The organism is Amycolatopsis sp. GM8 (assembly GCF_021653975.1).
In the GTDB taxonomy this organism is placed as follows: Bacteria; Actinomycetota; Actinomycetes; order Mycobacteriales; family Pseudonocardiaceae; genus Amycolatopsis_E.
The window spans coordinates 615,662-633,924 of the sequence record NZ_JAJKFK010000003.1 but is presented as its reverse complement, the minus strand read 5'-3'; the positions used below and the strand labels follow the sequence as shown (position 1 = coordinate 633,924).

22 protein-coding genes are annotated in these 18,263 nt (G+C 70.1%); 12 read left to right on the top strand and 10 right to left on the bottom strand.

All coding sequences use genetic code 11. From position 1 onward, the window contains the following. Positions 1 to 52 precede the first annotated feature (52 nt). Positions 53 to 1,126, bottom strand: coding sequence for a reverse transcriptase family protein (locus LOZ83_RS16290; protein WP_236791524.1), 1,074 nt, complete (start codon positions 1,124 to 1,126; stop codon positions 53 to 55). A gap of 414 nt (positions 1,127 to 1,540) precedes the next feature. On the opposite strand from LOZ83_RS16290, the gene LOZ83_RS16285 reads away from it, so the two are divergent. From LOZ83_RS16285 to LOZ83_RS16270, 4 genes are all read left to right on the top strand, one after another. Continuing rightward, entirely contained in the window at positions 1,541 to 1,858 is a 318-nt protein-coding gene (locus LOZ83_RS16285; protein ID WP_236791522.1) for a hypothetical protein, read from the top strand. 42 nt (positions 1,859 to 1,900) lie between these two features. Then, positions 1,901 to 2,518 (top strand): RNA polymerase sigma factor, encoded by a 618-nt coding sequence (locus LOZ83_RS16280; protein WP_236791520.1) that lies wholly within the window; start codon positions 1,901 to 1,903, stop codon positions 2,516 to 2,518. Continuing rightward, on the top strand, positions 2,515 to 3,084 hold the full coding sequence (locus LOZ83_RS16275; RefSeq protein ID WP_236791518.1) for a hypothetical protein: 570 nt from the start codon (positions 2,515 to 2,517) through the stop codon (positions 3,082 to 3,084). The genes LOZ83_RS16280 and LOZ83_RS16275 overlap by 4 nt, the downstream gene beginning before the upstream one ends. Before the next feature lie 150 nt (positions 3,085 to 3,234). Then, positions 3,235 to 3,426 carry a hypothetical protein gene (locus LOZ83_RS16270; RefSeq protein ID WP_236791516.1) on the top strand — a complete coding sequence of 64 codons (192 nt, stop codon included), beginning with the start codon at positions 3,235 to 3,237 and terminating at the stop codon, positions 3,424 to 3,426. On the opposite strand, the gene LOZ83_RS16265 is transcribed toward LOZ83_RS16270, so the two are convergent. Continuing rightward, positions 3,409 to 3,624 carry a PspA/IM30 family protein gene (locus LOZ83_RS16265; protein ID WP_236791515.1) on the bottom strand — a complete coding sequence of 72 codons (216 nt, stop codon included), beginning with the start codon at positions 3,622 to 3,624 and terminating at the stop codon, positions 3,409 to 3,411. The genes LOZ83_RS16270 and LOZ83_RS16265 overlap by 18 nt on opposite strands. Before the next feature lie 98 nt (positions 3,625 to 3,722). Between LOZ83_RS16265 and LOZ83_RS16260 the strand changes: the two genes are divergently transcribed. Genes LOZ83_RS16260 through LOZ83_RS40415 form a run of 4 tightly spaced genes read left to right on the top strand, consistent with a single transcriptional unit; the run spans position 3,723 to position 8,124 of the window. Next, positions 3,723 to 4,223 (top strand): helix-turn-helix domain-containing protein, encoded by a 501-nt coding sequence (locus tag LOZ83_RS16260; RefSeq protein WP_236791513.1) that lies wholly within the window; start codon positions 3,723 to 3,725, stop codon positions 4,221 to 4,223. 33 nt (positions 4,224 to 4,256) lie between these two features. After that, positions 4,257 to 4,763, top strand: coding sequence for an SRPBCC family protein (locus LOZ83_RS16255; RefSeq protein WP_236791507.1), 507 nt, complete (start codon positions 4,257 to 4,259; stop codon positions 4,761 to 4,763). Next, entirely contained in the window at positions 4,763 to 5,821 is a 1,059-nt protein-coding gene (locus LOZ83_RS16250; protein WP_236791506.1) for an LLM class flavin-dependent oxidoreductase, read from the top strand. The genes LOZ83_RS16255 and LOZ83_RS16250 overlap by 1 nt, the downstream gene beginning before the upstream one ends. Then, positions 5,818 to 8,124 carry a molybdopterin-dependent oxidoreductase gene (locus LOZ83_RS40415; protein WP_236791504.1) on the top strand — a complete coding sequence of 769 codons (2,307 nt, stop codon included), beginning with the start codon at positions 5,818 to 5,820 and terminating at the stop codon, positions 8,122 to 8,124. The genes LOZ83_RS16250 and LOZ83_RS40415 overlap by 4 nt, the downstream gene beginning before the upstream one ends. Positions 8,125 to 8,138: 14 nt before the next feature. Here LOZ83_RS40415 and LOZ83_RS16240 read toward each other — a convergent pair whose 3' ends face one another. Genes LOZ83_RS16240 through LOZ83_RS16210 form a run of 7 tightly spaced genes read right to left on the bottom strand, consistent with a single transcriptional unit; the run spans position 8,139 to position 13,460 of the window. After that, positions 8,139 to 8,843 carry an ABC transporter ATP-binding protein gene (locus tag LOZ83_RS16240; RefSeq protein WP_236791503.1) on the bottom strand — a complete coding sequence of 235 codons (705 nt, stop codon included), beginning with the start codon at positions 8,841 to 8,843 and terminating at the stop codon, positions 8,139 to 8,141. Next, entirely contained in the window at positions 8,840 to 9,808 is a 969-nt protein-coding gene (locus LOZ83_RS16235) for an aliphatic sulfonate ABC transporter substrate-binding protein (protein ID WP_236791501.1), read from the bottom strand. The genes LOZ83_RS16240 and LOZ83_RS16235 overlap by 4 nt, the downstream gene beginning before the upstream one ends. A gap of 9 nt (positions 9,809 to 9,817) precedes the next feature. Continuing rightward, on the bottom strand, positions 9,818 to 10,609 hold the full coding sequence (locus LOZ83_RS16230; RefSeq protein ID WP_236791500.1) for an ABC transporter permease subunit: 792 nt from the start codon (positions 10,607 to 10,609) through the stop codon (positions 9,818 to 9,820). Positions 10,610 to 10,641: 32 nt separating this feature from the next. Next, a complete protein-coding gene (locus LOZ83_RS16225) occupies positions 10,642 to 11,502 on the bottom strand; it encodes a DsbA family protein (RefSeq protein ID WP_236791499.1) in 861 nt (286 codons plus the stop codon). A gap of 3 nt (positions 11,503 to 11,505) precedes the next feature. Continuing rightward, positions 11,506 to 11,931 (bottom strand): cupin domain-containing protein, encoded by a 426-nt coding sequence (locus LOZ83_RS16220; RefSeq protein WP_236791497.1) that lies wholly within the window; start codon positions 11,929 to 11,931, stop codon positions 11,506 to 11,508. Beyond that, positions 11,885 to 12,340, bottom strand: coding sequence for an Rrf2 family transcriptional regulator (locus LOZ83_RS16215; protein WP_236791495.1), 456 nt, complete (start codon positions 12,338 to 12,340; stop codon positions 11,885 to 11,887). Before LOZ83_RS16215 ends, LOZ83_RS16220 begins: the two co-directional genes overlap by 47 nt. 22 nt (positions 12,341 to 12,362) lie before the next feature. After that, complete coding sequence (locus LOZ83_RS16210) at positions 12,363 to 13,460, bottom strand: LLM class flavin-dependent oxidoreductase (RefSeq protein WP_236791493.1); 1,098 nt, start codon at positions 13,458 to 13,460, stop codon at positions 12,363 to 12,365. 143 nt (positions 13,461 to 13,603) lie between these two features. On the opposite strand from LOZ83_RS16210, the gene LOZ83_RS16205 reads away from it, so the two are divergent. Both LOZ83_RS16205 and LOZ83_RS16200 read left to right on the top strand, forming a co-directional pair. Then, the gene (locus LOZ83_RS16205) at positions 13,604 to 14,728 is read left to right on the top strand and encodes an acyl-CoA dehydrogenase family protein (protein ID WP_236791492.1); all 1,125 of its coding nucleotides are present in this window, start codon (positions 13,604 to 13,606) and stop codon (positions 14,726 to 14,728) included. After that, complete coding sequence (locus LOZ83_RS16200; RefSeq protein WP_236791490.1) at positions 14,729 to 15,829, top strand: LLM class flavin-dependent oxidoreductase; 1,101 nt, start codon at positions 14,729 to 14,731, stop codon at positions 15,827 to 15,829. A 64-nt stretch (positions 15,830 to 15,893) separates the two neighbouring features. Here LOZ83_RS16200 and msrA read toward each other — a convergent pair whose 3' ends face one another. After that, positions 15,894 to 16,406, bottom strand: coding sequence for a peptide-methionine (S)-S-oxide reductase MsrA (gene msrA, locus LOZ83_RS16195; protein WP_236791488.1), 513 nt, complete (start codon positions 16,404 to 16,406; stop codon positions 15,894 to 15,896). A gap of 102 nt (positions 16,407 to 16,508) precedes the next feature. On the opposite strand from msrA, the gene LOZ83_RS16190 reads away from it, so the two are divergent. Both LOZ83_RS16190 and LOZ83_RS16185 read left to right on the top strand, forming a co-directional pair. After that, positions 16,509 to 16,934: a nuclear transport factor 2 family protein gene (locus tag LOZ83_RS16190; protein ID WP_236791486.1), complete on the top strand. Its 426-nt coding sequence runs from the start codon at positions 16,509 to 16,511 to the stop codon at positions 16,932 to 16,934. Between the two features lie 105 nt (positions 16,935 to 17,039). Continuing rightward, on the top strand, positions 17,040 to 18,155 hold the full coding sequence (locus LOZ83_RS16185) for an NDMA-dependent alcohol dehydrogenase (RefSeq protein WP_236791484.1): 1,116 nt from the start codon (positions 17,040 to 17,042) through the stop codon (positions 18,153 to 18,155). Positions 18,156 to 18,263 lie beyond the last annotated feature (108 nt).

Here is an 18,263-nt window from a genome sequence, read left to right as displayed (position 1 = left end):
GGACCAACATAGGAGGAGGCACCGACAAAAACGTCAGGGTTTTTCCCTGGCCTCAGCCGGGCCACTCGATCCGGTCGAACAGCGCCCGCAGTTTCGCGCCCCGGCCCGGATGCGAGGCCGCCAGCCAGCCGATGCGGCCCAGCAGGTGGGCGCGGAAATCCGGATGGCCGTGCCGGTTCTGTGCCGCCGGGCCGGTGCGCGTGCAGTTGTGCAGCAAGGCTTTCAGCGCGTCGTACTCGGGCCGGGCGGCGGCGGGGGAGGAGTTGACGACGAGGCCGGCGATGCGCTGCCGTTGATGCACCGCGGTGACCGAGGTCTTGTCGTCGCGCAGCCGGAATCCCTCGTCCCGCACGATCATCCGTACGCCCGGCAGCAGCCGGTGCAGCGGGAAATTCGCGTCGCCGGAGAACGCGAGATCGTCGGCGTACCGCGTGTACCGAACCCCGAGTTTCCTTGCCAGGCCGGAAAGTCTGTGATCGAGGTGATGCGTGACCGCGTTCGCGACCGCCGGCGCGGACGGCGAGCCCTGCGGCAGATGCGTCGCCGCGAGGTTGTTCAGCAGCCGGGTCCGCGCGGGCCCACGCCGCCCGTCCGGCGCGCCGGCCAGCACGTCGACGGGGGCGGCGGTGGTGAGGATCCCGGCGAGCGCGGCCGCGACGGCGACCGGATAGCCGGCGAGTTCCAGCAGCGAGCGGACGCGCCGCGCGGACACCGCGGGAAAGAACCCTTCGAGATCCATCCGCACCACCAGATCCTGGCCCGCGTGCGGGGCGGCGCAGGTCAGCACCGAGCGGCCGCGGCGGAACCCGTGTGCGGCCTCGTGCACCGGCAACGCGGCGAGCACATGCCGCTGGACGCGGCGCTGCAGTTCGGCCAGTCGCGGTTTCGGTTGCTCCAGCAGGCGGATCCCGCCGCGGGCGGTGGTGCGCCAGTGGTACCGGTAGTGCCGCAGCGCCGGGCCGGCCCGGCGGTTCCAGGACCGGGCGTCGGCGAACCAGGACAGTTCGCCGGGCATCAGGTCGAGCGCCGCGGCGCATTCGTCGAACGTCGTCCAGCGGGCGACCTGCCACCGCCACACCGGCATCGGGCCGAGCGGCGACACGGAGGTGACCTTTTCTCCGTTCATCCGCGCGGACCCGTACGCGGAGCGTGCCACGCTCGCTGGGGCGCTGGGGTTACCCCAGAGGGGTGGGGGACCCACCTGCTCACCTCCGCGTCGCCAAGGCTTTACTCTAAGCAGTGCCGCGACCAGCGCCGACGCGAGGGTGATGGGGTCCTGTTAACCACCCATTCGGAGCAGAATCCTCACCGACAGCTGCAATTTCCGCCTGAATCCGGCGCTTTTCTCACTTTCTGTGCACAATAGCCGCCAGCCGGCGGCGAGGGGATAGCTCCATTGAGGAAAGCGGTCGTGTCGTTTTCTACCCGTAATGCACGTGCACGCGGCACGTGCATTTACGCGTGCAGTGAGCGATGGTAGCTTGCTGGCTGCAAGATGCACGTGCATGCCAGCGGGCACGAAGGACGGCGAATTCGGACCATGGGCGCCTCGGACGACACCGATACGGTCGAGACCCGGCTGATGGACCTCATCGGCCGCGGGTACCGCTTCATCCATCCGCGCGATCCGGATGGCACGGTCATCGCCGTGGTCGGGGTCCGCCCGCACGGCACGGTCATCGATATCCTGCGCCTCGACGCCGAGAACGACGCGACCGCCCTCCGGGTGCCGGCCGACGAGCAGGATCTGCTCACCCCCAGCCGCACGCTCTGGCAGTGCCGGGGTGCCGCCGACGAGGTGCTCGACGAGCTGCTCGCGCTCCCCGACGACGCCTTGAAGAAATCGCCCGTAGCCTGACAGGGGTTCCGCTCGCCGGGGCGGATGGCTGAGGATGTCTCGGTGCACAGTCTGGGTGACACGTCACTATGGCGTGCTTCCCTCGATCCCGATCTGCCCGCGGCCCTGAAGCTCGCGCAGGCGGGGGACGAGGAAGCGTTCCGCGTGCTCTATCGCGCGATCCAGCCTGGCATGGTGCGCTATCTGCGGGCGCTGGCCGGCGAAGACGCCGAAGACGTCGCTTCCGAAGCGTGGCTGCAGATCACCCAGGGGCTCGCCGCGTTCCGGGGTGACCTCGACGGGTTCCGCGGCTGGACCGCGACGATCGCCCGCAACCGCGCGCTCGACCACCTCCGCCGCGTGCGCCGCCGCCCGCTCGCCGACACGGCCGAACAGCTCCTCGAACGGCCGGCGCGCGACGACACCGCGGGCGCCGCGGTGGACTCGATGGGCACCGACGCGGCGCTCGCGCTGATCGCGAAACTCCCACCGGACCAGGCGGAAGCCGTGCTGCTGCGGGTGGTCGTCGGGCTGGACGCGCCGGGCGCGGCGAAGGTGCTCGGCAAGCGGCCCGGCGCCGTGCGGACCGCGGCGTACCGGGGCCTGCGCACGCTCGCCGACCATCTCGACCGGGCCGGTGTGACACTTTCGGAGGCCGCGGCGCTGAAGGAGATGAGATGAGCGCGCACCGATCTCGTCGTATCGACCGGCATACCGCTGAGCAGCTGCTTCGCGGTGAACCGGGCGTGCGCACGGGACCGGACGCCCTGAGCGGACTGCTCTCGGCGGCCAAAGCCCCGGCGACCGGGGGCGAACTGGCCGGCGAGGAAACCGCCGTCATGGCGTTCCGGGCCGCTCGTCCAGGCCCTGCCCCGCGGACAAGGAGACGGTCGGTGATCGGAATGCTCACGGTGAAGGTCGCGGCGGCGGCCGCTGGTGCAGTGGCCGTGGGTGGTGTCGCGTTTGCCGCCACGACCGGTGTGCTGCCCGCGAACCCGGGCGACGATGTTTCCCGGCCTTCACCGGCGCCGGCCAGCCACACGATGCCGGTGCCGTCCGTGCCGCCATCGAGCGCGCGTTCCTTGCCGGGGCAGGGCACCAGCACGCCGCCACCGTTGCCGAGCGGTGCGAGTGCCGGCGTGCCGGGCCAGGGCAACGGGCGCGGCAAACCGGAGAAACCGCCGCACCCCACGCATCCGACGCACCCGGTGCATCCGACGCATCCGGCACACCCGGTGCATCCGTAGTACGACGACTGATCCCCGTCCCCAAGCGGCGGCGGCCTCCTGTGCCCTCTTCTTCCACAGGGTTCCGCCGCTGAACGGGCGAGCGGCGGGCACCGCCCCCCAGGTCCGCCGCTCGCCCCCCTTTTTTTCACCGGCTCCGTGGGAGAAGCGATGGTGAACAACTGCGCGCAGACGATTACGGCCGCGAGCTACCTGCTCGGCGTGCTTCGCCCGGCGGAGCGTGACGAATACGGCCGGCACGCCGACACGTGCGTCTACTGCCGTCGCGAACTCGCCGAGCTGGCGCCGGCTACTCGCGCACTCGCCTCGGTCAAGGACGACGGGTCATTCGCCGTGCAGTGAGCGGCGGATCTCCGCCAGCTTGTCCTTGGCGGCCTTGTCGCGTTCGGCGATCTTCTCGTCGACCGAGGTGGTGTCGCCGGACAGCTCCGTCATCCCCTCGGCGACCGCGGAGCGGTGCTCGATCTTGTCCCGGACGAAGTCGAAGGTCGGCACACCGTCCTCGGTGTAGTCGCCCTGGATCTGCGGGTCGTCGGTCATGACACCAGTCTGCCACCGGTGCGGCCCCTTAGCGCCGGCCCCTCGCCCGACCACCGCCCCTCACTGACACGCTTCGCGTGGCTGCTTAATCTTTCAGTATGAAACGGACCTCGTTCGCGAACTGGCCGTGCTCGATCGCCCGCACCATGGATCTGTTCGGCGACTGGTGGACACCGCTCGTGCTGCGCGAGGCGTTCTACGGCATCCGCCGGTTCGACGAGTTCCGGCAGGCACTGGGTATCGCCCGCAACACGCTCGCCGACCGCCTGTGCCGGCTCGTCGACGAGGGGTTGCTGGAGAAGCGGCCGTACCAGAGTGAACCGGTCCGTTACGACTACGTGCTGACCGAAAAGGGCGAGGACTTCTTCGGCGTGCTCGCCGCGATGAGCCGCTGGGGCGACCGGTGGCTCGCGGGGGAGGAGGGCGAGCCCGTTCTCCTCCACCACCACGCCTGCGGGCACGACACGCATGCCGAGGTCGTGTGCGCCCAGTGCGGTGAGCCGCTCGCCGCGGCGGACACCACGATGCGGACGGGGCCCGGCTTTCCCGAGCGGCTCAAGCAGCGCCCGGACGTGCGTCGCCGGTTCTCTCTGGCTTGACATGCTGAGTCTCATTGCGAGACTCTCTCGGACATGGAATGGACGGGTGCGCGTTACGCGGACACGCCCACAGTCGAGGTGTCGACCTGGGTGGGCGCCGCGCCGGAGCGGGTCTGGGGCCTGGTGACCGACATCCGGCTGATGCCGGAGCTGAGCGACGAGCTGCAGTCGATCGAATGGCTCGACGGTGCCACCGCGCCCGCGCTCGGCGCCAAGTTCCTCGGCCGCAGCAAGCACGACGCGATGGGCGAATGGGCGACCACGTCGCAGGTCACCGAGTACGAGCCGGGCCACGTGTTCGGCTGGGCGGTGGAGGATCCGGAGCATCCCAGCGCGCGCTGGCGCTTCCGGGTCCAGCCCGAGGCCGGCGGCACCCGGTTGTCGGAATGGATGCAGCTCGGCCCCGGGCGCTCGGGCCTCTCGTTCGCGATCGACCGGATGCCCGACAAGGAACAGAAGATCGTGTTCGTGCGGTTGCGTGAGTTCGAGCGCAACATGACCGCGACGCTCGAGCAGTTGAAGTCGCTGGCGGAATCCTGATGCGCACGGCCACCACGGTCGAGGCGTCGGGCGGGGACCGGTGGCGGGAGACGGCCGATTTCGTGGTGGAGGCCGAAAAGCTCGGGCTCGACGTCTGCTGGGTCGCCGAGGCTTGGGGGTCGGACGGCCCGTCGGCGCTGGGCTTCTACGCGGCGCGGACGGAGCGGATGCTGCTCGGCTCGGGCATCCTGCAGGTCGGCACGCGCACGCCGGTGGCCGTCGCGCAGACCGCCATCACTCTGTCCAACCTGTCCGAAGGCCGGTTCCTGCTCGGGCTCGGCGCGTCCGGACCGCAGGTGATCGAAGGCCTGCACGGGGTTCCGTTCGCGCGGCCGCTGGCGCGTATGCGCGAGACGGTCGAGATCATCCGCCGGGTACTCGACGGCGGCAAGATCTCCTACTCCGGCAAGGAGTTCCAGATCCCGCGCCCGGGCGGGGACGCGGTGCCGATGCGGCTGTCGACGCGGGCGCACCACGAGATCCCGATCTACCTGGCCACGCTCTCGCCGGGCATGCTGCGGCTCACCGGGGAGATCGCGGACGGCTGGCTGGGCACGAGCTTCGTGCCGGAAGGCGCCGCCGAGGCGTACTTCGCGCATCTGGACGAAGGGATTGCCCACAGTGGACGATCACGGTCCGATGTGGACGTCTGTCAGGGCGCGGAGGTCGCGTTCGCGCCGGACGAGGACGCGGTGCGCGCCATGGTCGCCGGGCGGAGGAAGGAGCTGGCGTTCAGCCTCGGCGGAATGGGCTCGTCTTCGACGAACTACTACAACCAGGCCTACAGCCGGCAGGGCTGGGCCGAGGTCGCCGCGGAGGTCCGTGCGCGGTGGCAGGCCGGGGACCGCGACGGCGCGGTTGCGCTCGTCACCGACGAAATGGTCCTCGGCACCACACTGATCGGCACCGAACAGATGGTGCGCGAACGGCTTCGCGTGTGGCGCGACGCCGGGGTCGACACCGTCCGCCTCTACCCGGCGGGCGAAACCCTCGACGCCCGGCTGTTCACCTTGGCCCACGCGATCGACCTCGTGCGGGAGATCGGGAGCTTCTCGTGACGGACTGGCACAAGACGGCGTGCAGCCTCTGCTATGTCAACTGTGGACTGCAGGTGCGGACCGAGGGCCGCGCCATCGTCAAGATCCGTGGTGACAAGGAACATCCGCGCAGCGGCGGTTACCTGTGCCAGAAGGCACAGCAGCTCACCTGGTACGGCAAGGACGGCGATCGGCTCACCACCCCGCTACGGCGCCGGCCGGACGGCACGCACGAACCGGTGGACTGGGACACCGCACTCGGCGAGATCGCCGCGAAGCTGCTCGAGATCCGGGACGCCGACCGGGTGCGGGAGCGACCCAGCTCGTTCGCCTACGTCGGTGGCGGCGGTCAGGGCAACCATTCCGGCGGCGGTTACGGGCAGGCGCTGCTGCGGTGGATGGGCGGCACGCGTTACTTCGGCGCGCTGTCGCAGGAGAAGACCGGTGATTTCTGGGTCAACGGCAAGCTTTTCGGCGGCCAGACCTGCCACACCGCCGAGGATATCGAAGAATGCGACCTGCTCGTGGTGATCGGCTGCAACCCGTGGCTCGCGCACGGCTTCACCCGCGCCCGCAACGTCGTGAACACGATCAAGAACGACCCGGACCGTACGATGATCGTGATCGACCCGCGGCACACGGAGACCGCCGCCGCGGCCGACGTGCACCTACCGCTGCGCCCCGGCACGGACGCCTATCTGCTCGGCGCGATCCTGGCGCTGATCGTCGCACGGAACGGGCAGGACGAACGGTTCCTCGCCGAGCACACCGCGGGGTCCACCGAGGTTTTGGCGGCGCTGCGAGCGATCCCGGTGGACGACTGGATCGCGCACGCCGAGGTCGAGCGTGCCGACGTGGAACGCGCGGTGGACCTGATCCTCGCCGCACGCGCGATGTCGGTCCGCGTCGAGCTGGGCATCCAGCAGGGCCGCAACTCGACCCTGAACAGCTACCTGGAAAAGCTTCTCTACCTCGTCACCGGCCACTTCGGACGGCCGGGCACCAACGCGCTGCACTCGTGGTTCATGCCGCTGTGGGGCGAGTCGTCGGGGGAGCGGTCGGAGATCAGCGGGTACGAGTACATCGCCGGCTACCTTCCGCTGAACACGCTCGCCGAGGAGGTGCTGGCCGGCCATCCGAACCGTATCCGCGCACTGTGGGTGGATTCCTCGAACCCGGCCAACACCGCGGCGGACACGGCGGCGGTGGAGCGAGCGCTGATGGCATGCGAACTGTCGGTTGTCGTCGACGTCGCCTACACCGAGACGGCGGCCCTCGCGGACTACGTGCTGCCCGCGGCTTCGCAGCACGAGAAGTGGGAATGGACCTTCTTCACGCTGGACTGGCCGAAGAACTACTTCCACCTGCGGCCGCCGCTGTTCGACCCGTTGCCGGGCACGCTGGTCGAGGCCGAGATCTACGCCCGGTTGTTCGAAAAGCTCGGCGCGCTGCCGGACCAGGCGGCGCTCGACACGCTCACCGAGGTCGCCCGGACCGACCGGCCCAGCCTGCTCGCACACGCCGCCGCGGTACCGGGTTTCGCCGCGATCGCACCTGTGCTGCTGTACCGGACGCTGGGGCCGACGCTGCCCGGCGGAGCCGCGTCGGCCGCGGTGCTGTGGGCGGGGTGCCACCGGACGGCGAAGCGGATGCCCGGGCCGGTCCAGCGGGCGCTCGGCACTTCGGTGTCCGGCCCGGCGCTGGGCGAGGAGCTCTTCGACCGGGTTCTCGCCGCCCCCGGCGGGATCCTGTTCTCCGAACACGAGTACGACGAGGTGTGGGACCTGATGCGGGTCGGGCGAGTACGGCTCGCCGTGCCGGAGCTGCTGGACTGGCTGCGGCGGCTCGATCCAGCCGCGGACCGTCCCGCCGTGGACTTCCCGCTGTCGCTCGTCAACGGCCAGCGCCGGAGCCACAACGCGAACCAGATCCTGCGCGCGCCCGCGTGGCGCAAGACCGATCCCGAGGGCGCGTTGCGGGCGAGGCCGGAAGACCTGGCCGCTGCCGGCGCCGAGGCGGGGGACTGGGTCGCGGTCGTGTCCAGGACGGGCCGGATCGTGGTCCGGGCCGAGGCCGACGACAGCCTTCGTGCCGGGCAACTGGCCCTGCCACACGGTTTCGGTATGTCCATTCCAGACGGTCACGGCGGTCGCGTGGTGCACGGCCCGCGGATCAACCTGATCACCGACGCCCACGATCGTGACCCGATCGCCGGTACTCCGCACCACAAGGACGTCCCCGTCCGCCTGGAACCGGTCACCGAAGCCGAACGCGCCGCCGCCGAGCACGACAGCACCATTGTCCGGTCCCTGATCCACACCTGATCCCCGTGCGAGTTCTACGTTCGCGCCAGTTCGTCGATGACTCCCAGTTCGGCCAGCAGGGTTTCGCGCAGGAGCGGGAACTCCGGTGCCTTGCGGTCCCGGGGGCCGTCGAAGGCGATCCGGTGTTCCGCCGCGAGTTGCCCGTCGCGCATGGCCACCACGCGGTCGGCGAGGAGGATGGCCTCGTCGACATCGTGCGTGACCAGCAGGACCGCGGGCCGGTGCCGGGTGACCAGATCCCGCACCAGGGCGTGCATCTTGATCCGGGTGAGCGCGTCGAGCGCGGCGAACGGTTCGTCGAGCAGCAGCAGCCGCGGCTCACGGACGAGTGCGCGCGCGAGCGCGACCCGTTGTGCCTCACCGCCGGACAGCGTCGCGGGCCAGGCTTCGGCGTGCCCGTCGAGGCCGACCTCCGCGAGCGCGCGCAGGGCGGCCGCGCGGGAGTCGCCGCCCAGGCCGACCGCGACGTTGCGCCAGACGCGCCGCCAAGGCAGCAGCCGGTGTTCCTGGAACACCACCATCTTCGCGTCCGGCGCAGCGAGACGTCCGTCGTCGGGCCGGTCGAGCCCGGCGAGCAGGCGGAGCAGCGTCGTCTTGCCGCACCCGCTCTGCCCGATCAGCGCGACGAACTCGCCTTCGGCGATGTTCAGGTCTAGTCCATTGAGGACGGTCCGCTCACCGAACCGCCGCACGAGCCCGCGGACCTCGACGGTACTCACAGCTTCACCGAGTGCTCGGCGATGTCGATCTTGCCGCTGAGGATCTTCCGCTCGCTCAGCCAGTCCGCGCCGCGTTGCAGCTGCGCGATCCCGTCGTCGTTCATCGGCGCCAGCGTGGTCTGGACATTCTTCGCGGCCATCTTGTCGATCACCGCCTTCGGGTAGTTCGACACCGCGTTGCCGATCTGCAATGACTCGGCGTAGTGCTGGTTCTGCCAGTCGTAGTCCGCGGTGAACGCCTTGATCACCGCGCGGATCGTGTCGGCGTTGCGTTCCGCGTAGTCCCGCCGGACGAGGTAGCTGGTGAAGTCGATCTGGAAGTCCAGCTCGTCGCCTTCGACGAAGATCGGCGTGGCACCGTACTGAACCTCGGCGATTTCACGGAAGCCCTGCCAGATCGCCCAGGCGTCGATCTGCCCGCCGCCGAACGCCGCGGACGCCTCGGGCGGGTTCAGGTAGACGATCTTCACCTTGTCCTTGGGCACCTGGTACTTCTCCAACGCGGCCACGAGCAGGAACTCGCCCAGTCCGGCCTTGTTGACCGCGACGGTCTTGCCGGCCAGGTCGCTCACGTGGGCGATCCCGCTGCCCGGTCGCGCGACGATCGCCGTGGTCCGCGGGGAGGTGGTGGCCCAGGCGACGTAGACGAGGTCCGCGCCGGACAGGATCGCCTGGTCCGCCGGAGTCGTGCTGCCGCCGAAACTGAAGTCGGCGCTGCCCCCGACGACGGCCTGCATGCTCGGCGCGTGGTTCGGGAACGGCCCGACCCATTCGACGGCGATGCCCTGGTCCTTGAGCGTTTTCTCCAGCACACCACGGCTTTTCGGCACCGAGATGTTGCCGTAGGTCAGCCGCACCTTGCCGGGGGTGCCGCCGCCGGCGGCGTTGGTGCTGGCGCAGGCGGCCAAAGTGGACAGTCCGGCGACACCGGCCGCGGACAGGAAAGCTCTGCGGGACAAGGACATCGGGGCTCCTCAGGCATGCAGTTTCGCGTAGGTGGGGTGCCAGCGCAGCAGCCGGCGTTCGAGCAGCCGGGTGATCAGGTCGCACACGATGCCGATCGCGGCGTAGATGATCACCACCAGCACGATCACATCGGCCTGCAGGAATTCGCGTGCGTTGGTGGCCATGAAACCCAGCCCGGCGTCGGCGCCGATCGTCTCGGCGATCACGAGCGCGAGCCAGGCCGCGGTGAGGGAGAGCCGGAGCCCGCCGAGGATCGACGGCAGCGCACCGGGCAGCACCACCCAGCGGACCTGCCCGGCCCGGTTCAAACCCACCACTTCGGTCATTTCCAGGAGTTTCGCGTCGATCTGGCGGATGCCGAGCACGGTGTTGAGATACAGCGGGACCGCCGTGCCGAGCGCGATGAGGAAGATCTTGCCGGCCTCGCCGATGCCGAACCAGACGATCACCAGCGGCAGGATCGCGAGGAACGGGACCGCCCGGACCATCTGGATACCGCGGTCCAGGAACGATTCGGCGATCCGGGAAAGCCCCACGAGCAGGCCGAGCCCGAGCCCGGTCGCCGCGCCGATCAGGAAACCGGTCGCCGCGCGTTGCAGGCTCGCCAAGAGGTTCTCCGGCAGTTGCCCGTCGGCGATCAGCTCACCGGCCTTCGCGAGGACGATGGTCGGCGCGGGCAGGACTTGTTGCGACAGCAGGCCCAGCCGGGCGGCCAGCTCCCAGATCACCAGCACGGCGACCGGCGTGAGCCACGAGACGGTCCGGTGCGGAAAGCGCCGGACCCTGTTGGTCACCGTCATGTGCCCATTGTTTTGGGTGGCGCGCGCGGGTGTCAATCGTCGTACGAGACATCCCAGGAGTCGGGATCGATCCACAGTGGACCGTTATTGGCCGGCACGGAAACGGCCTGGCTGGGCGGTTTCCGGTCGCCGGTGAGCAGTTCGAGTTCCGGCCCGGTCAGACTGCCGAAGCGGTGCAATGCCTCTTCGGCGGTGAGCCGCACTTCCCGTGGCGTCTCGCCGGTGACCTCTTCGATCGCGGTGAGGTACTCCGTGAGCGGCCGCCAGCCGGGGACGACCCGGCGGCCGCGGTCGCCCCGGAAAATGAGGGTGGGCAAGGCATAACGGAGGTGGCCGCTGACCTCCTTGGCCCGGCCACTGTGCGGTCCCGGCCGGTCGAGCCGCCGTACTTCCGCACAGGGCTCACGGGTTTCCGCCCAGTCCCGGCGGACCGCTTCCTCCCGCTCGGGTAGGTCCCGGGCGAGCCGGTCCACGTCGAGCCCGGGAACGGTACGTACGGCGGTCAGTACACTGTGGACACTGTCCGCCGGCCGGCCGGCGACGAACGTCGTCTCCCGGAGCCGTCGCAGTACCCGGTCGGCGACCTGTTCTCCTTGTGCCTCAGCGGCTTTCGCGGCCATCGACGCGGGCCAGCTCGTGCGGGTCAGCCAGGCCAGCTTCGCCGCGTGCGGCGCACCCGTGTGGGCGCTGATCCCCGCGACGAAGTCGGCGTACCACGCGGCTTCGGCGTCCGGATCGGGCGGCGGGTCGTCGCCGGTGTCGAACAGGATGCCGAACACCCGCCGCCAGCGGACGCCGAGCGGCGCGGTCGCCAGCCGGAGCCGGCGGAACTTCGGCTCCGAACCCCAGGCCCACGGGCAGGCCGGATCGGTGTACTCGACGACCTCGAGCACTCCTCAGTCCTCTTCGGACACCGGTGCCCAGAGGCTCGGCAGGTTCACCACGATGCCCTCCTGGCTGCTGCGGGCGATGATGATCACCGCGTCCTCCTCGCCGGGGTTCTCTTCGCGGTGTGGCACGTACGGCGGGACGAAGATGTAGTCGCCCGGCCCGGTCTCCAGCCGGATTTCCTTGTCCCCGTCGGCGAAGACGAACGCCGGATGCCCGGATTTGATGTAGATCGCGGTTTCCGCCTCGCCATGGTGGTGGTCGCCGGAGTTGGTAGCGGGGCCGACGTGGGTCTCGCCCATCCACACCTTCTCCGAACCGACGGTCTTACCGGAGATTGCCTCCAGCCGCCGCATTCCGCTGGTCTGCATGGTGTCTCCGGTCAGCTCACCGCCTTTGATGTGGCGCAGCGGCTGATGCCATTGGTCGGTCATGAGTGACTCCTTCTCGGGTGAGCAGGTGGGCGATCGTGGTGGCGTCGAGCATCCGGTCGAGCTGGGCTTCGAGGTCCGCCCAGAACGGGGTGAGGGACCGCGCGGTGCCGTGGTAGCTCAGCCCGGCCCGCGGCTCGCCGCGGATCGAGAGCAGGTCGCCGTCGACCGCGACCACCGCGTCCCGCACCGTGATGGTGTTCGCGTCCCGGGCCAGCCAGTAGCCGCCGTCGCACCCGCGCTGGCTGCGCACGAGACCGGCCCGGCGCAGGTCGCCGACCACGGCCTTGAGGAACCGGGGCGGGATGTCCTGGCGCACAGCCATCGCCTCGCAGGTCGTCGGTCTCGTCGTGTCCGCGGCGAGTTCGAGCAGCACCCTGATCGCGTAGTCCGCCTTCGCCGAGATGCGCATGGTCCCCATTGTGCGCCACGGCTCAGACGCCGGCCGGTTCGCGCTGCCGGCTCGCCAGCCCGGCGCGCACCAGTGGCAGCAGCTGGCGGCCGTAGTCGATCGCGTCGTCCAGCGGGTCGTAGCCGCGGATGAGCAGGGTGGTCACGCCGATGTCGACGTAGTCCAGGAGCGCCTTCGCGACGGTTTCCGGCGTACCGACGAGCGCCGTGGAGTTTCCGGCGGCACCAGTCGCCGCGGCCAGCGGTGTCCACAGTGCACGGTCGTGCAGCTCGCCGTTCGCGGCCGCGGCCAGCAGGCGCCGGCTGCCTGCATTCTGCGGCGGCCCGCCGTCCCGCCATTCGCGGGCGATCTTCGCCGAGCCCGTCGAGGTGATCTTGTCGAGGATCCGGTGTGCGCGTTCCCAGGCGAGCTCTTCGGTGGCACCGAGAATCGGCCGGAACGAGACGCTGATCCGCGGCGGATTCTCGCGCCCGGCCGCGGCAGCCGACGCGGTCACCGACGCGATCTGCTCGGCTGTCCCGGCCAGTGGCTCTCCCCACAGCGCGAACACGTCGGCGTGCTTCCCGCCCACCCGGTACGCCGCCGCCGACGACCCTCCGAAGTAGACCGGGATCCGGGGCTGCAGCGGCCGCACCTGACCGACGTAACCGTCCACTTTGTAGTGCCGGCCCCGGTGCGAGAACGGCTCTTCGGCCGACCATGCCGACTTGACCACGTCGAGGTACTCGTCGGTGCGCTCGTAGCGTTCGTCCTTACCGAGGTAGTCCCCGTCGCGCGCCTGCTCGGTGTCGCTGCCCCCGGTGATGATGTGCACCGCGACCCGGCCGCCGCTGAAGTGGTCGAGTGTGGCGAAAGCGCGCGCGGCGAGCGTGGGAGCGACGAAGCCGGGGCGGTGCGCGATCAGCAGGCCGAGCCGTTCGGTGTTCGCCGCGGTGAACGCGGCCACCTGCTGCCCCTCCGGCCAGCCGGCGCCGTAGCCGATGAGGACCCGGTCGAACCCGGCGTCCTCGTGGGCCCGGGCGAACCGCCGGACGTACCCGGGATCGATGACCGGACCGCGAGCCGGCCGGGTCTCACTGGTGTCGCGCGTGCCGATCATGCCGATGAACTCGACCGCCATGGCGTCTTCCCCTCTGCTGCGGACGGAGCACGAACGAAGCCAGAAAACGGTGCTGTGGCAGGGCTTGTCAATACAGGCACCCCGAGGTGTCCATTCCGTGGACGGGCTGGGCAACGAGCCGCGCCCGCCCTACGGTGAGCCCCGTGACGACGGTTGCCGCACCTGCCTTGCCGGATATCGTCCGCGAGCTCGCGGCGCGCGCCGGCGAACACGACCGCGACGGGAGCTTTCCCTTCGAGGGCATCGATCTCGTGCATTCGGCCGGGATCCTGACGAGCACGGTGCACCGGCGCTACGGGGGCCGGGGCGCCGGAGTCGGCGACACCGCGCGGCTGCTCGCCGAACTCGGCCGTGGCGATCCGTCGGTCGCCCTCGTCACCGCGATGACGCTGTTCGTCCATGCGGGACAAGGAGAACGGCCGAGCTGGCCGAAGGAGCGCTATCGCGAGGTGCTCGCCGAGTCGGCGGACCGGCCGGTGCTGATCAACGCGTTGCGCGTGGAACCGGCACTCGGTTCGCCGAGCCGCGGCGGACTGCCGGAGACGGTCGCGCGGCGCACCGGCGACGGCTGGCGGGTGACCGGCCGCAAGATCTACTCGACGGGTTCGGTCGGCCTGCGGTGGATGATCGTCTGGGCCCGCACCGACGAACCCGAGCCGCGTGTCGGCGGGTTCCTCGTGCGCGCGGACTCGCCCGGTATCGAGATCGAACCGACCTGGGACCATCTGGGCTTGCGGGCGAGCGCGAGTCATGACGTGCTCTTCACCGACGTCCCGGCCGAGCCATCGCTCGAACTGTCCACTCCGGACAGTGTGCGGCCACCGGCTGCGCAGTCGTGGCAGCTCGCCCTTCCCGCGCTGTACCTGGGCGTGGCGCGCAACGCGCTCGACTGGCTCGTCGGCTTCCTGCGCGAACGAGTGCCGAGCGGGCTGGGCAAGCCACTGGCGACGCTACCGCGCTTCCACACCGGTGTGGGGGAGATCGCCACCGCCATCCAGGGCGCGGAGGAGTTGCTGTTCGGCCTCGCCCGGCGGCTCGACGATCGTGATCCGGACGCGCCCGCGCGGATCGGGGTCGCGAAGGCCCTGGCGACGCGGTCGCTGATCGCGGCCGTCGAGCAGGCGCTCGCGCTCGCCGGGAATCCCGGTCTCAGCCGGCATGCCCCGTTGCAGCGGTATTACCGGGACATCTTGTGCTGCCGGGTGCATACTCCGCAGGACGATGCCGTCGTCACCGGGCTCGGCCGCACCGTACTGGGAGGCACCTAGATGAGCGTGACCCTGCACTGGTTCCTGCCGACGCACGGCGATGGCAGGTCCATTGTGGACCGTCCGGCGGAAAGCGCTTTCGGCGCCGGTATCCCGCGGCAGCCGGACATCGACTACCTCGCCCAGGTCGCGCAGGCCGCCGAACGGCTCGGGTTCACCGGGATGCTCACGCCGACCGGGAGCTGGTGCCAGGACGCCTGGCTCACCACGGCGGCGCTGCTCGGCCGGACGAAGTCCATCAAGTTCCTGGTCGCGTTCCGGCCCGGCTCGCTCACCCCGACGCTCGCCGCGCAGCAGGCCGTGACCTACCAGCAGGTGTCGGGCGGGCGGCTGCTGCTCAACATCGTCACCGGCGGTGATCCGGTGGAACAGGCCCGGTTCGGCGACCACCTGCCGCACGACGAACGGTACGAGCGCACCGACGAGTTCATGGCGATCCTGCGCGCGATCTGGGCGGGCGAGCCGGTGGACTTCGCCGGGAAGCACTACCGGATCGAGGGTGCGACCGCCTTCACCACGCCGGTTCCCTTGCCACAGCTGTATTTCGGCGGCTCCTCGGACGCCGGTATGCGGGTCGCGGCCCGGCGCGCGGATGTGCACCTCACGTGGGGCGAGCCACCGGGGGCGGTCGCGGAGAAAATCGCCCGGCTGCGCAAGCTGGCCGCCGACGCGGGTCGCGAACTGCGCTTCGGGATCCGCCTGCACACCCTCAGCCGGGACACTTCGGCGCAGGCGTGGGCCGAGGCGCAGCGGATGTACGACGGGTTCGACCCGGCGGACGTCGCGGCGTCACAGGCGAAGTTCGCGGCCGGGGATTCGGTGGGGCAGCGGCGGATGGCGGCGCTGCACGGCGGCCGCCTCGACGGCGACGCGCGCTCGCTCGAGATCCATCCGCACCTGTGGGCCGGGGTGGGACTCGTCCGCAACGGCGCGGGCACCGCGCTCGTCGGGAGCCACGCCGAAGTCGCCGATCTCATCGAGGAATACCACGAGATCGGCATCGAGGAATTCGTCCTGTCCGGCTACCCGCATCTCGAAGAGGCCTACTGGTTCGGCGAAGGCGTCCGGCCCGAGCTGGCCCGCCGCGGGCTGCTCGCTTAGCGTCCACTGTGGACTGACGGCCAGAGCCCTCCGTGGCGGGCTCTGGCCGTCTACTGTGGACCGCTCAGCTGGCCGAGCGCGCCGGCAGCTTCCAGCCCGGGCGGATGAAGTGGCAGGTGTAGCCGTTCGGGTAGCGCTCCAGGTAGTCCTGGTGCTCCGGCTCGGCCTCCCAGAACGGCCCCGCCGGGGCGACCTCGGTGACCACCTTGCCCGGCCACAGCCCGGACGCCTCCACGTCGGCGATCGTGTCCTCGGCGACCCGCTTCTGCTCGTCGCTCACGTAGAAGATCGCCGACCGGTAGCTGAGCCCGACGTCGTTGCCCTGGCGGTTCTTCGTCGTCGGGTCGTGGATCTGGAAGAAGAACTCCAGCAGCTGCCGGTAGCTGATCTTGGCCGGGTCGAACAGGATCTCGATCGCCTCGGCGTGCGTGCCGTGGTTGTAGTACGTCGCGTTCGGCACTTCGCCGCCGGTGTAGCCGACCCGGGTGCTGATGACGCCGTCGTACTTGCGGATCAGGTCCTGCACGCCCCAGAAGCACCCGCCGGCGAGGATGGCCTTCTCGGTGGCCGCTGTCATAGTCGTCAACTCCTTCTCGCTGGACCGGCTTCAGTTTACCCGGGCGACGGGGTACTGACCGGCTCGCGCGAGGGCGGTAACCTCCTGGTTAGGAGGTGGGTCTTGGACACCACAGCACGGTTCCGCGCCGCCGTCGAGGCCCGCGACACCGATGCCTTCGCGGACCTGTTCGCCGAGGACATCCGGTTCTACAGCCCGGTGAAGTTCCGGCCGTTCGAGGGCAAGCCGATGGTGCTGGGCCTGTTCGGGGTGCTGATGCGGACGTTCGAGGACTTCCGCTACGTCGGCACGTTCGACGGCACCGCCGAGCGGAGCGCGGACGGCGCCGAGGCGCCCTCGGCCATCCTCGTCTTCCGGGCCGTCGTGGCCGGCAAGCAGATCCACGGCCTCGACCTGCTGCAGTTCGGCGAGGACGGCCGGATCAGCGAGTTCACCGTGATGGTCCGCCCGCTCTCGGCCGTGCAGGCGCTGAGCGAGGCGGTGCTGGCCGGGCTCGTCGCCGACGGCCTGGTCCCGGCTCCCCAATAGAACTTGTTCTGCCCGGTCGAGAGCATCGCCGGAACTGTCCTTGTTCGGCTCCACGTCATATGCTCTACTCCTGATAGAACCTGTTCTAGTCGGAGGTGGCCAACGATGCGAACCCGTGCGGCGGCGCTGCTGGAGCAGCCCGGTAAGTGGCAGCTCGTCGATGTCGAGCTGGACGATCCCGGGGCGAACGAGGTGCTCGTCCGGTTCATGGCCGCGGGCCTGTGCCACTCCGACGACCACGCCGCGACCGGCGACATGCCGGTCGGGCGGCTGCCGCTGATCGGCGGGCACGAGGGCGCGGGCGTGGTGGAGAAGGTCGGCCCGGGCGTGACGGCGCTCGCCGCCGGTGACCACGTCGTGGCCCAGTTCGTCCCGTCCTGCGGGCGCTGCCTGCCGTGCGCCTCCGGCCACGGCAACCTGTGCGACCTCGGTATCTACGCGCTTTCGGGCTCCCAGGCCGACGGCACGTATCGCGCGCACCTCGACGGCGCGGACGTCGGGCAGATGACCATGGTCGGCACCTTCGCGCAGCACGCGGTCGTCTCCGAGTACTCGCTCACCAAGGTCGACGACGACATCCCGTTCCCCGTCGCCGCGCTGCTGTCCTGCGGAGTGCCGACGGGCTGGGGCTCGGCCGAGTACGGCGCCGAGGTGAAGGCGGGCGACACGGTGATCGTGATGGGCGTCGGCGGGGTGGGCATGAACGCCGTGCAGGCGGCCGCCACCCGCGGCGCGGCGTATGTGATCGCGGTGGACCCGGCGGCGTTCAAGCGCGAGCAGGCGACGATCTTCGGGGCCACGCACACGTTCGCCGACATCGACCAGGCCGCGGACTTCGCCCGCTCGGTCACCGGCGGCCAGGGCGCGAACTCGGCGGTCGTGGCCGTCGGCGTCACCACCGGCGAGCACGTGGCGCAGGCGGTGAACGCGATCGCGAAGTTCGGCACCGTCGTGGTCACCGGGATCGGCGACATCAAGGCCGAGGGGCTGCCGATCAACCTGTGGATGCTGTCGATGATGCAGAAGCGCATCCAGGGCGTCATCTTCGGGATGGGCACGCCGAAGCTGGAGATCACCCGGCTCGCCGGGATGTACAAGGCGGGCAAGCTCAAGCTGGACGAGCTGATCACCCGGACCTACCGGCTGGACGAGGTCAACCAGGCTTACGCCGACATGCACGCGGGCAGCAACATCCGCGGCGTCATCCTGCACGAGAGCTGACGTAGAACGTACGACGTCCTAAGTCCTGACACCGAGATCGGTGTATAACGACCTATACACTGCGGGATTGTGGGGCGCCGACACGATGCCCGGCGTGCCGGCGCTTGT